The following is a 12800-nucleotide window of genomic DNA, read 5'->3' as shown; positions in this document are numbered from 1 at the left end:
TCATAGTAGCTGTATCGTTAATGTATATAAAAAAAGGGTACCGTTTCCGGTAACCCTTTTTGGTTTCAACAGCCCATACTGCTGTTTGATCACAGATTGCAGCTCAACTGGTAGATCTCAATCATTTTATCTGCATAGGCCTTGCCGAAATCGATGCATTTTTCAAATTCAGGCTCATGAGGTTTGAACTTTACCATGACATTCTGTTCAAAAACTTTCAGCTTGAGCAGTGAGAAATTTGTTTCAATCATTTTTGCTGCCTCACCGCTCCATCCATAAGAGCCGAAAGCGGCGCCGAGCTTTCCCTTGTCACGGATCGGGTTTATGGCCGCGAAGAGCTGATAGATTTGCGGCAGTATATTCTGGTTTATCGTAGGCGATCCCACGATAATTCCTGAACAGTGGGCGATCTTGTCCTCAAGTTTTGAAAAATGCATAGACTCTATGTCGCAGATCTCAATATTGAAATCACATGACTGGCGGAGACCCTCTGCTATTTTATGGGCAAGCAGAGTGGTGTTTTCATAGGCAGAAACATAGGCAATCAGGATATTTTTTTCCTGTGGCATCGCAATGGCCGTAGTCGCATATTTTAAAGAGAGATCTACATATTTTTTCCAGTTTGATCTCAGAATAGGACCATGACCGGGACAGATGGTCTGTATGTCAAGAGCTCTGATTTTTTCTACCGCCTGAATCATGTATTTACTGAACGGCCTGAGAATAGCATCAAAATAGTAGGTAAAGGCATCGTCAAAATCACCCACAAGGTCATCAAACATCTCTTCATGCGAGAAATGGGATCCGAAAGAGTCACAGGTGAAAAGAATCCGGTCCTCCTCAAGCCATGTATAGATGGTGTCAGGCCAGTGAAGATTGGGCGCATTGATGAAATGAAGCGTTTTATTGCCAAGATCAAGCGAATCTCCTGTTTTTACAACAAGTGATTTAAAGTCATGGCCGGTCTGGTCGCGAAGAAATTTGATCGCGTTACCGCTGCCGACGACGGTTGCATTTGGAGCCACGGCAAGCAGGTTTCGGACATTGCCTGAGTGATCCGGTTCCGTGTGGTCAACAATGATATACTCTATCTCAGAAGGGTCGGTAACCTGTTTTATTTTAGAAAGATATTCAGGCCAGAATTTTTCCTTTGTTGTCTCTATAATGGTCTTTTTCTCCGCATTGATGAAATAGGAGTTATAGGTTGTGCCATATTTTGTCTCCATTACGATGTCAAAGGTAATAAGACCGGGATCGAGCACACCGATCCAGCTGACATCACTTGAAACAGGAAGTACTTTATTGTCTGCCATGTTAGTATCAAAAAAATAGTTAAAAATATTGTCCAATAGCCTGTAACACTACAGGGAAAAAGGATATATAGTTCCTCAAAAGAGGATAAAAAGATACAGTATATACAAACAAAACCGAAACAGGCTTTTCATAATGCAAGGTCACTGCCGGGGTTGTAGCTCTCGGTATGGCGGATATCCCTTATCAGCTCAATCCCCTCTGCAGAAAATGAAAAGAGCGTATCATCAGAAAAAAGCATGCTGAAATCCTGCGGCTTGAAAAAAGGAAGAAATTTCTGGCAGTGCTCATCAAGTCGTTTAAGATAGAAGTGCGTGTTCTCGTCAGGTTTCTCTTTTTTCCATTCCGTGGAGAGCTTGCCTTTCTCATACGAGGCACTGCCCGCTCCTGTTCCGGAGATATAGTAGGTGATCCGGTCCCCTTTTGTTACCCGAAGGCCGTTCTTGATAGCGATTTCATAGGTTATTGCTTTTGAGCGTTTACCAGATTTCACATCTTCGGCGTATTGTTCAACGGTGCTTTTCAGCGATTCTGTTTTTGTAAACTCGGTAACATCAAGTTCATGGTTTAGAATTTTATTACGGTACTCGGTGAAAAGATTGTGAAGTCCTTCAATATCTTCGCTGAGAAGCTTTTCAAAGCCTCTGCGGACAAAATCACGCCCGAACTTCTCGCCGCTTCTGCTTGTAAGCGAAGATCCTTTCAGAATCATGACGTTCTCATAGCTGAGCAGCGCATAATTTTTTTTCATGTAGGAGATCATCTTTCTGTACCGCCCGTCAAAACCTATTTTAATGCCTTCCGGCATAAGCGCAGAAACTTCGCTGACAAGCAATCTTTCATCAGTTTCACGTATCACTTCAGGTGGTGGAATAAACAGAATACCATCCGTATCAACCTCAATAACACGGCATCCTCTGGCTTCAAACTCAACAATCATTTTTTTTGCAATACTCTGTCCGGTTGATGTCACTCTGTCCGCTTCTGCGAAATCATTGAATATCCCTCCGCTGAAACCAAGATAGCCGTACATGGCATTGATAACTATTTTGAATGAGCTTTGCATCGCATCAAAATTATCGGCAAGCGACTTGTTTCCGCACTCCTTCTCTTTGAGTGATCGATCTTTGGCTTTGAACCGCAGCTCTTTCAGATCATTGAGCACACCCGGAAAGACCTTCAATTCATCACTTTTTGGACATATATCGTAAGAGAGCATGATAGAGGGGTAGAGTGACTCAACATCAGCATAGACAATAGGGCCGAGAATCCCTTTCAGGAAGACTTCTGTATATCCTCCGGAGTGCTGTTGACCGGCAGTGGGCCTGGGGATAGAGTGTTTAAGGCGGAGGTATTCGCGGACCAGAAGAACCTCGATCTTCGCAGCCTGGCCTATGCGGGCGGTCATTGCATAGGTATACGGCAGCATTTGTGAGAGATAAAAATTGCTGGCAGAAAGTAAAGAGGAGAGAGCCCTTGTTTCGCGAACATCATCAAGCGCATAGGCAAGAAGTTTTGCATGATTATTTTCCCAAAGCGCGGCTATATCCTTGTAGTCAACGTAGGTTCTGTCGGGTGAAGCAAAACCAAAATGTTTAGCCACGGCTTTCAGACCGTAGCTCTGCATGGAGCGCTTCGAGATATCGTAACTCTGCACCAGGAAAAGAGTATCAATAACATGCCTCCCCGGGATATCATAAAAGGTGTAATCAATACTCCGTTCAGCGAAACGAATGCTTGACGGGTATGTTTTAGGCGGAAGGTTGTTTCTGCCAATCGAGAAAGGAATCCCATATTTTTCGCATCTGCGCTGCAGATAGGGAAGATCAAAGCTGAATATGTTGTGCCCCTCGATAACATCAGGATCTTTTTCACCTATAAGAGCCACTGCCGCTTTAAGCAACTCCCGTTCAGAGCCCATTTTTGAATGGAGAACGGCCTCCCATCCACGATTATCACAAAAAGAGACAATAATGATCTCATCAGAACCGATACCGTTTGACGCGCCATCACGTTTTTCAGGATTGTAATTCGTCTCAATATCAAGCTGCATGCGGTAGAGATCATCAAAGATCATACCCTTGAAGAGGGTTTTGCCGCTCTGAAGAAAGTACTGAGTGACGGCGTCGCCTTTATTATATATGTGTGAACTGTTCTCAATTGCCGGACTCTGGATACCTTGATCGGCACTCTCGCCAAAACGTCTGTTGTTTAAAGAGTCAAGAGCTCCACGATAGTTTCGCCAGCTTTTGAATATTGCAAGGTATTGATAGTAATTCGAGCCGCCGAGTTTTACCAGCCAGAACTTTTCGTCACCCTCCGGAACAAATCCGTCAAGCAGGGAGCTGTCAGAAAGGAAAAAATAGGGAAAAAATGTATCGTCATGGTGTGTTACCGAGTCGCCATTACGATTGAATACTCTTATTTGTGTGTCGCTCAGCTGGTATGCGCCAACTATCCCCTGCTCTTTATCTTTTCCGAACAGCAGATCATTATTGACAATGTCACCGATGATACTTTCCATGGAATAAAAATATGAATATCAGGTCTGATGCTATAACTGGTGTTTCACGTGAAACAATATGGCTTGCTTAACGGCCAAGGCGAACGGTAAGAACTGAAATATCTGAAGGGGAAACGCCAGGTATTCGTGAGGCGACTCCAATTGTTTCGGGCTTGTGTTTTTTCAGCTTCTCTTTACCTTCGTTTGAAAGCCCGGATATCCCGTCATAGTTGAACCGGGGCGGTATCCTGAGTGATTCCAGTCTTGAGATCTTTTCAGCCATCAGAAGGTCACGTTTAAGATAGCCTTCATACTTAAGGTCAATATCAACCTGTTCATAGATTGAGCGGTCAATGGTTATCTGATGAACACTGTTTCGAAATGCTTCTGATTCAGCAAGAATCAGCTCAAGAGTGATTCCCGGCCTTTTCAGTAATGCCGCCACATGATGGCTGACATCTACATGGGCGTAGCCTGATTTTGCCAGCATGCGGTTTATCTCTTCGGGTTGCAGTCTTGTGTTGGCACATAATGCCTTAAGATGATTAATCTTCTCTATTTTAGAAAGGCACAGATGATAGGTTTCATGTTGAACAAGCCCCGCTTCATATCCAAAGGTCACAAGGCGCACATCCGCATTATCATGGCGAAGGTGGAGACGATGTTCAGCAGAAGAGGTAAACATTCTGTAGGGCTCGAGCGTCTCTTTTGTGATGATATCATCAATCAGGACGCCGATATAGGCCTCTGAGCGCCTGAGATTGATAGGGGGTCGTGATCTTGCTTTCAGTGATGCGTTTATGCCGGCCATTAATCCCTGGGCGGCAGCCTCCTCGTATCCTGATGTCCCGTTGATCTGCCCGGCAAAGTAGAGGTTTTCTATGAGTTTCGTTTCCAGCGTGCCTTTTATCTGGTACGGAAAGAAGTAGTCATATTCAATTGCATATCCCGGCCGGATAATTTTTGCATTGCTCAGGCCGGGGATGGATCGCAACCCCTCTTCCTGAATATCCTCCGGCAGTGATGTCGAGAATCCATTCACGTACATCTCATTGGTATCAATCCCTTCGGGCTCAAGAAATATATGATGGCTCTCTTTGTCAGGGAAGCGGCAAATCTTGTCTTCAACAGACGGGCAGTATCTCGGGCCGATGCCCTGTACTTTTCCGGTGAAGAGCGGGGAGCGGCTGAACCCTTTTTTCAGAATATCATGAGTTTGAGGCGTTGTTTTTGTGATGTAACAGCTTACCTGTCGTCGATTGCGGTCAAGTGATTTGCTGAACGAAAATGCCGAGGGCTCCGCATCCCCCTGCTGGCTCTCCACCCGGGAGTAATCCACGCTGCGCGCGTCAATTCTTGGGGGTGTTCCGGTTTTCAGTCGGCCGGCTACAAAGCCGAGTCGCAAAAGATCCTCGGTTAATCCGCGGACCGGAGGCTCCGCCGTTGTTCTCCCTCCGTCATAATGGTTCATTCCTATATGGATGAGGCCATTAAGAAATGTTCCGCAGCAGAGAATTGCGGCTCCCCCGGCAATGACTCTCCCCGACGAGATTCTTGCCCCTTGAAAGACGCCTTCATGTGATTCGATTCCTACTACGGTGTCCTGCAGCAGGTCGATATTGGTCTCGCGCTCAATAACTTTGCGCATATAGAGGGAGTACATCGCTTTGTCTGCCTGCGCTCTTGGCGAGTGCATGGCAGGCCCTTTGCTGCGGTTAAGCATTCTGAACTGGATCCCGTTAGCGTCTATAGCTCTGGCCATCTCTCCGCCAAGGGCGTCAATTTCTCTTGTGATCTGACCTTTGGCTACACCGCCTATGGCGGGATTGCAGGACATTCTTGCAATCGACGAGAGGTCTGTCGTTATAAGCAGGCAGGAGCATCCGGACCTCGCCGCAGCAAGCGCAGCTTCGCAGCCTGCGTGGCCGGCCCCCGCAACGATAATATCATACATGTTTTGAGGATTGTTTCACGTGAAACATTTTGGTTACCGTTTGTTTATTCCTTGCTCAAGATACGCATATTTACAGGTATCTGTCGTACGGGAATGGCTACAGGCGCGTCCTGCGCCCCTGCTGCCGATTGACCGAAGATTCTCGAAGAAAGGAGTAATAATTAAGTAATAGCGGTTTTTCAACAAGCGCTGTTCGATTATAGCTGTTATCACGGTCATCGCAAGGGCTATAGAGACAAAATTGTACTCTTATGGTAATAAAAACAATCGAATGATTACAGCTTATCAGTTGGAAAGCATGCCATCACGCTGTTTATTCATGGATCCAATCCTGGAGGAGGGTTATGTATACGTAAGGGGTTGGCTTTTTGCATTCAGGGTGATAAAAAGTCTTATCAAACAGCCGGGTGTGATTATGAAGGGCCAGGGAAGACCTTCAGCCAGGATTACAAAAGGGGCAAAAAAAATAACAGCCATGTATTCCGCTGATGATATGGATGGGCATTCTGAAGATGCGGCAGGCGGGTGGGATGGCGGGTAATAGATGATTAACAAACAAGAACCATAGCGTCAGTAACAACCGGGGGAAACGCCGATAGGGACCTGTTATGGGCCCCGAGCAGATTGTTAGCTAATCAATACCCCATTTTATATATTGGCTGAATTATTTCTTCTGAGCGCAAAGCGATGTCATCAATGAAAAATAAACGTTTTAATCTTCTTCTGATTGCTCTGGTCACTCTTGTTGCGGTTTGGTCATTATGGCCTACCTGGAGTGACTACTCCCTTTCCCGGCAGCTTAACAGTTATAGATCGGCTCAGGATAGTCTCAAATATGCGCTGAGTCACCGTGAAGAGCTTGAAAATGCGCGGAAAAAGAGTCTTAAACTTGGTCTCGATCTCAGAGGGGGAATGCATCTGGTTATGGAAGTTGACCAGATTGATCTCTTTGAGCAGAAAGCGTGGAACAAGGATGCAAAGTTTACCGAGATCATGAATTCGGTAAGAGCAAAGGCCGCGAAAAGCGATGCGAGTGTGCTTGAACTGATCGTAGCCGAGTTCAAAATCGAGAACATTCGACTGAGCCGCTATTTTTATGATATACGCAACAGTGACCGAGAGATTATTTCGAAGCTTGAAAAGGAGTCCGATGATGCCCTGAGTCGGGCCAAGGAGATCATCAGGAACCGTATTGACCAGTATGGTGTAGCCGAACCGGTCATTACCACCCAGGGGAGCAGAAAAATCATCATAGAGCTTCCGGGTATTTCTGATCAAAACAGGGTGAGAAACCTGCTTAAAGGTACGGCGAAGCTTGAGTTCAGGCTTTTGAGGGATCCTGAGGTTCTTGTCAGAACGCTTGACCGGATCAATACCTATCTTGTCCAGAACGGTACCGCACCACCGGCAGCCGTTTCTGACTCCTCGGCATCAAAGCCGGTATCAGCATCATCGCCGCTCCCTGGAGCTCCTGCCGGAGCGGCACCTGCGGTGTCATCGGTTGCGCCTTCAGCGCCGGCGGCTCCTGCGACTGCGGCAACTCAAAACACAGCGAAACCGCTTTATAATGTAGTCGGCGTTTCTGAAAACGGTAACGCTTATACCTCGGAACAGTCAAAAGAGTTCGTGCTTTCGCTGCTCAAGCGAAGCGATATCCAGGCCCTGCTTCCTCTGGATACCGAGCTGCTTCTGGCCGCCAAGCCTGATGTCGGTCCGAGCGGAGAGAAGCTCTACTCGGTCTACCTTGTCAAAAAGAGCCCTGAACTTACCGGCGGGGTCATAACCGAAGCCAAGGCAACATTCGGCTCAGAGGGTGTACAGCCGGAGGTGACGATGTCGATGAACTCTGAGGGGACGTCGAAATGGGCACGCATTACCGGCGCAAATATCGGAAAGCGTATTGCTATAGTGCTTGATGGTGCGGTTTACAGCGCTCCCGTTGTGCAGTCAAAGATTCCCGGAGGGAACTCCGTCATTAACGGTATTGAGAGTCTGGAGGAGGCAAAGGATCTGGAAATTGTGCTGAAGGCCGGCGCTCTTCCCGCCCCGGTCAGAATTATTGAGGAGCGTACCGTAGGACCGTCTCTGGGTGCTGATTACATTCGAGCAGGGATGCTCTCCCTCTCCTGGTCATTTCTGGCAGTATCCGTATTTATGCTGCTCTACTATAAAAAAGCAGGCATTGCCGCCGATATAGCGCTTATCCTTAATATTCTCATCGTGCTTTCGGTTCTGGCAGGTTTCAGTGCCTCGCTCTCGCTGCCGGGTATCGCAGGTATAGTTCTGACCATCGGGATGGCGGTGGATGCCAATGTTCTGATCTATGAGCGAATCAGAGAGGAACTTGATGCCTCCAAGGGGTTGACCTCCTCCATAGAGTTGGGTTATGATCGGGCATTCTCCTCGATTCTTGACTCGCATGTTACCACAATGGTTGCAGCATTTCTGCTCTATACCTATGGTATCGGGCCTATACAGGGTTTTGCCCTTACACTTATGATCGGTACGGCAGCGAGCCTGTTTACCTCGATAGTTGTGACAAAAGAGATCTTTTCGTTTCTCATGGGCAAGAACCTTTTGTCTGAAAAAAGTTTCGGTTAATTTTCAAGATGTATGACCAATGAGGATTTTTCACAAGACAAACTTTGATTTTATAGGATTCCGTAAAATTGCCTACGGTTTTTCACTGATTCTGCTTGCGTCCGGCCTGATCTCCCTTGCGGTAAAAGGGCTGAATTACGGTATTGACTTCCGGGGCGGATCGGAGGTACTGATCCGTTTTGATAAAAATATTGATGTCAGTGCGGTTCGTGCTGTGCTTGATGAGGCGGGTATTTCCGGATCGCTCAAGCAGTATGGTCTTGATCGCTCGTTTCTGTTCAGTACCGTGTTCAGCGGAGAGACCAATGAACTGAAATCCCTTGTTTCAGGCGCGTTTGATGCCCGGCTCAAGAATAATCCGCATGAAATTGTCCGTATTGATGCCGTTGGCCCAAGTATTGCCTCCGATCTGAAATGGTCAGCATTGAAAGCACTGCTGGCTTCGCTCGTTGCGATTTTGCTCTATGTCGGTATCCGTTTTGAGATAAAATTTGCAACCGCCGGGGTAATTGCCATATTCCATGACATTCTTTCAGTTCTCGGTCTCTTCAGTCTCTTGGGCGGGCTGTTTGATTTTATGCCGCTTGAGATGGACCAGAGCATCATTGCTGCTTTTCTTACCATTGCCGGTTACTCGATTACCGATACCGTCGTTGTCTATGATCGTATCCGGGAACGGATTCGCGGTCAGAAACCGGCGGACTATGAGAGAATATTCAATGAAAGCATGAACCAGACGCTGAGCCGCACGATTATTACCTCAGGAACCGTTCTGCTCTCTGTTTTTGTTCTCTTTATCTTTGCCGGTCCGGCCATCAGAGGCTTTGCTTTTGCTGTTTTTTGCGGCATTCTTATCGGAACCTACTCTTCGATCTTTGTTGCTGCACCGCTTGTTTTTGACTGGCTCAGATTATCTAAAACCCCGGTGCATCTGAGAGGCAGCAAGGTTTCCTGAGTCTGTTTGCCTTTTCCGATTTACGGATACGCTCGTTATGTTGCTGTTACTGTTTTGGTGTCTGAACAATATTTATAAGTCAGGATCATTGTAATGAAAAAAATATCAGGGAAAGCAGTACTGCTCTTTCTTGCCGGTTTGGCATCAATCACCACCCCATCTTATGCCGAAGTCGCCGACCGGATTGTCGCTGTGGTTGGTCGCGAGGTCATCCTGAAATCGGAAATTGACTCCCGGGCACTTATGGCTCGACTTCAGTCCCCTGAACTGGCTAAGGATACCGGCTTATCCCGCAGGATACTTGACGGTCTGATAGAGCAGCAGATTATTCTTTCAAAAGCAAAAATTGACAGCGTTAAAGTTGATGAAAACGCTATTTCTGCTACAGCCGGTGACCGTTTCAAGCAGTTGAGAGCAAGATTTGCCTCTAAAGAGGAGATGGAAACCCGTTTCGGTAAAACGCTCCCCGCTATCCGCGACGAGATTCGCACGGAGATTCGCAATCAGGAGTTGATACAGACCCTTCGGCGGAAACGCTCGGCCGGAGTTAAGGTTACTTCAGGTGAAGTGATGGACTATTATAACGCCAACAGGGAGAAATTTTCATTGATTCCGGAAGGGGTTAAAGTTTCCCAGATCATGAAATATCCCGCCGTGTCTGCTGACGCACAACTTCAGGCGCTTACCAAGATCCAGGCGGTTCGCAAGGAGCTTCAGGGCGGCGCGGATTTTGCTTTGCTGGCAAGGAAATACTCACAGGATCCCGGTTCGGCCAGGCTTGGTGGTGATCTCGGATATGTTCAGAAAGGGGCGCTTATTCCAAGTTTTGAAACGGCAGCTTTTTCGCTCAAGGAGGGTGAGGTTTCCGGTATTATTGAAACCCGCTACGGCTATCATATCATTCAGCTGCTGAACAAGGAGCCGAATGCCATTCACGTCCGCCATATTCTGGTCGCCTTCGACCATTCGAAAGATGATTTTAGCGGAGTGGACCAGCTCCTGAATTCAATTCGGGCCGATATACTCAGCGGCAAGTCATCGTTTTCCGAGATGGCATCCAAATATTCTGACGATCCATCCACAGCAAAACTTGGCGGCGTTATCTCTTCAATCGGTGGTGTGGGTGAGTATATCTCCCTTCCCTCCCTGCGTCCGGAGCTGAGGGCAATTATCACGGCCCTCAAAAATCCGGGAGATATCAGTCCTCCTTCGAAGATCGATCCTCCGCAGGGGGAGTCCTTCTACACCATCATCAAGCTGAACGAGCGGGTTGCTGCCCATACGGTGAATCCCGAGAAGGATTACTCCTTTCTTGAAGAGGAGGCTCTTGACAACAAAAACCGCAGGTTATTTTCAGAATGGGTACAGCAACTCCGCAAGGAGGTCTATGTCCGCACCTCAGACATCTAAGCGGCGGACATATCTTGCGTTTTTCTCGATAAACTCCCTGCGAGGCTCAACCTTGTCACCCATGAGCGTCGAGAATACCTGATCGGCTTCCATGGCATTTTCGACATTTACCAGCAGCAGCGACCGGTGAGCAGGGTCCATGGTTGTACTCCAGAGCTGCTCAGGGTTCATCTCTCCAAGACCCTTGTAGCGCTGGATATGGATATTGGCCTTGCCTTTCTGCATTTTTTTCATGGACTCCGTAATGCTGTTGCGCTCGTCATCATCCCACGCATACTGCTGCTCCTTGCCTGATTTTACCAGATAAAGAGGAGGCTGGGCAATAAAGACACGGCCGGCTTCAATAAGTGAGCGCATATGGCGGAAGAAAAAGGTCAGAAGCAGGGTTCTGATATGCGCGCCGTCAACATCAGCATCGGTCATGATGATGATTTTTCCATAGCGCAGCTTTTCGGTTGAGAACTCCTCTTCGCCAAAGCTTGTTCCAAGGGCGAGAATGATGGTCTTGATCTCCTCGTTTTCAAGCATCTTGTGCAGTCGGGCCTTTTCGACATTAAGGATTTTCCCCTTCAAGGGCAGGATAGCCTGAAAGCTTCTGTCCCGTCCCTGCTTGGCACTGCCGCCTGCAGAGTCACCCTCGACGATATAGAGTTCACAGTGTTCAGGATCATTGATGGAGCAGTCCGCAAGTTTTCCCGGAAGACCCGAACTCTCCAGTACCGATTTTCTGCGGGTAAGCTCCTTTGCCTTGCGTGCAGCCTCTCTCGACATGGCCGCACCCTTCACCTTTTCAATGATCATCTTGAGTACATTCGGGTTGCTTTCGGCAAACTCCGCAAGCTGCTCATTGACTATGGTTTCGACGATACTCTGTGTTTCCGAGTTACCAAGTTTCGTCTTGGTCTGGCCTTCAAACTGGGGCTCAGCAACCTTTACCGAGATAACGGCAGTCAGGCCCTCCTTGAAATCGTCACCGGTCAGGGAGAGCTTGAGGTTTTTCAGAAGATCATTTTTCTGGGCGTAGGCATTGAGTGTTCTTGTCAGTGCCTTGCGGAATCCGGTGACATGGGTACCACCTTCATGAGTATTGATGTTGTTGACATAGCTGAAGACGTTCTCCTGGTAGGAATCGTTGTACTGCAGGGCGATTTCAACAATGGTTGAATCCCTTTCGCCATAGAGATAGATCGGCTCCTTGAGCAGGTTGATCCGGTTCTGATCGGTAAACTGGACAAACTCCTTGATGCCTCCTACATAGTGAAAGATCTCGTCAATACCTTCAGTATCCTGAACCGTGATGCTCAGCTCCTTGTTGAGGAAGGCCAGCTCACGCATACGGTCGATAATAATATCCTTGCGGAACTCGGTTGTCTTGAATATCTGATGGTCGGGCATGAAGGTGGTTTTCGTGCCTTTTTTATCGGTTTTTCCGATAACCCTGACATCTCCCTGGGGAATGCCGCGTTCAAAGCGCTGAAAATAGACGTTCCCGTCACGGTATACCTCAACCTCACACCATTCAGAGAGGGCGTTTACCACCGAGGCGCCAACGCCGTGCAGTCCGCCGGATACCTTGTAGGCCCCCTTGTCGAACTTTCCGCCTGCACCGATCACGGTCATGACCAGTTCAAGAGCCGATTTCTGCTTTTCGGGATGAATGTCTACAGGAATACCCCGGCCGCGGTCGATTACTGTTACCGAGCCTTCCGGATTCAGAGCAACAAAGATGTAGTCATTGAATCCGCCGAGTGTTTCATCGATGGAGTTATCGACAATTTCATAAACAAGATGGTGAAGACCCCGGCTGTGAATATCGCCGATATACATGGCCGGACGCATGCGGACATGCTCTATGCCGTCAAGAACCTGGATGTTGTTTGCTCCGTAGGTTGATGGAGCGGTAGGGGCTACTGTGCTCAGAATATCGTCTTCCTGCATAATTATCTGCTCTAACTGATGAGATGAAAATTGAGTTTCAAGATAATAAAAATGCGGTCATTATGCTTGTCTTTCGAGCACCGCCAACCGTAGTAATCGGGTTTCGGAACAAATAACCAGCGTTGCCC

General features: G+C 47.6%; 8 protein-coding genes. 4 read left to right on the top strand and 4 right to left on the bottom strand.

What is annotated here, in order from left to right; translation table 11 throughout:
• Positions 1-89: 89 nt before the first annotated feature.
• From CFERDRAFT_RS08390 to mnmG, 3 genes are all read right to left on the bottom strand, one after another.
• The gene (locus CFERDRAFT_RS08390) at positions 90-1313 is read right to left on the bottom strand and encodes an FprA family A-type flavoprotein (RefSeq protein ID WP_006366783.1); all 1224 of its coding nucleotides are present in this window, start codon (positions 1311-1313) and stop codon (positions 90-92) included.
• A gap of 128 nt (positions 1314-1441) precedes the next feature.
• A complete protein-coding gene (locus tag CFERDRAFT_RS08385) occupies positions 1442-3835 on the bottom strand; it encodes a DNA polymerase domain-containing protein (protein ID WP_006366782.1) in 2394 nt (797 codons plus the stop codon).
• Positions 3836-3902: 67 nt separating this feature from the next.
• Positions 3903-5768 (bottom strand): tRNA uridine-5-carboxymethylaminomethyl(34) synthesis enzyme MnmG, encoded by a 1866-nt coding sequence (gene mnmG, locus CFERDRAFT_RS08380; RefSeq protein ID WP_006366781.1) that lies wholly within the window; start codon positions 5766-5768, stop codon positions 3903-3905.
• A gap of 319 nt (positions 5769-6087) precedes the next feature.
• Here mnmG and CFERDRAFT_RS08375 point away from each other — a divergent pair, with 319 nt between their 5' ends.
• The 4 genes from CFERDRAFT_RS08375 (at position 6088) to CFERDRAFT_RS08360 (ending at position 10734) form a co-directional block, all read left to right on the top strand.
• The gene (locus CFERDRAFT_RS08375; protein ID WP_040433537.1) at positions 6088-6309 is read left to right on the top strand and encodes a hypothetical protein; all 222 of its coding nucleotides are present in this window, start codon (positions 6088-6090) and stop codon (positions 6307-6309) included.
• 146 nt (positions 6310-6455) lie between these two features.
• A complete protein-coding gene (secD, locus tag CFERDRAFT_RS08370; RefSeq protein WP_006366780.1) occupies positions 6456-8369 on the top strand; it encodes a protein translocase subunit SecD in 1914 nt (637 codons plus the stop codon).
• A gap of 19 nt (positions 8370-8388) precedes the next feature.
• On the top strand, positions 8389-9324 hold the full coding sequence (gene secF, locus CFERDRAFT_RS08365) for a protein translocase subunit SecF (protein WP_006366779.1): 936 nt from the start codon (positions 8389-8391) through the stop codon (positions 9322-9324).
• Positions 9325-9417: 93 nt separating this feature from the next.
• Entirely contained in the window at positions 9418-10734 is a 1317-nt protein-coding gene (locus tag CFERDRAFT_RS08360; protein WP_006366777.1) for a peptidylprolyl isomerase, read from the top strand.
• Here the strand turns inward: CFERDRAFT_RS08360 and gyrB are convergent.
• Entirely contained in the window at positions 10723-12672 is a 1950-nt protein-coding gene (gene gyrB, locus CFERDRAFT_RS08355; RefSeq protein ID WP_006366778.1) for a DNA topoisomerase (ATP-hydrolyzing) subunit B, read from the bottom strand. The genes CFERDRAFT_RS08360 and gyrB overlap by 12 nt on opposite strands.
• Positions 12673-12800 lie beyond the last annotated feature (128 nt).

This window comes from Chlorobium ferrooxidans DSM 13031 (assembly GCF_000168715.1).
In the GTDB taxonomy this organism is placed as follows: domain Bacteria; phylum Bacteroidota; class Chlorobiia; order Chlorobiales; family Chlorobiaceae; genus Chlorobium; species Chlorobium ferrooxidans.
The sequence above is the reverse complement of the archived record's forward strand: the minus strand, read 5'-3'. Positions and strand labels throughout refer to the sequence as shown.

Bases quoted from the DNA above. Each gene is read 5' to 3' on its own strand.
- secF (WP_006366779.1), top strand. From the start codon at position 8,389: ATGAGGATTTTTCACAAGACAAACTTTGATTTTATAGGATTCCGTAAA.
- CFERDRAFT_RS08390 (WP_006366783.1), bottom strand. From the start codon at position 1,313: ATGGCAGACAATAAAGTACTTCCTGTTTCAAGTGATGTCAGCTGGATC.
- CFERDRAFT_RS08360 (WP_006366777.1), top strand. From the start codon at position 9,418: ATGAAAAAAATATCAGGGAAAGCAGTACTGCTCTTTCTTGCCGGTTTG.
- mnmG (WP_006366781.1), bottom strand. From the start codon at position 5,768: ATGTATGATATTATCGTTGCGGGGGCCGGCCACGCAGGCTGCGAAGCT.
- secD (WP_006366780.1), top strand. From the start codon at position 6,456: ATGTCATCAATGAAAAATAAACGTTTTAATCTTCTTCTGATTGCTCTG.
- CFERDRAFT_RS08385 (WP_006366782.1), bottom strand. From the start codon at position 3,835: ATGGAAAGTATCATCGGTGACATTGTCAATAATGATCTGCTGTTCGGA.
- gyrB (WP_006366778.1), bottom strand. From the start codon at position 12,672: ATGCAGGAAGACGATATTCTGAGCACAGTAGCCCCTACCGCTCCATCA.
- CFERDRAFT_RS08375 (WP_040433537.1), top strand. From the start codon at position 6,088: ATGGATCCAATCCTGGAGGAGGGTTATGTATACGTAAGGGGTTGGCTT.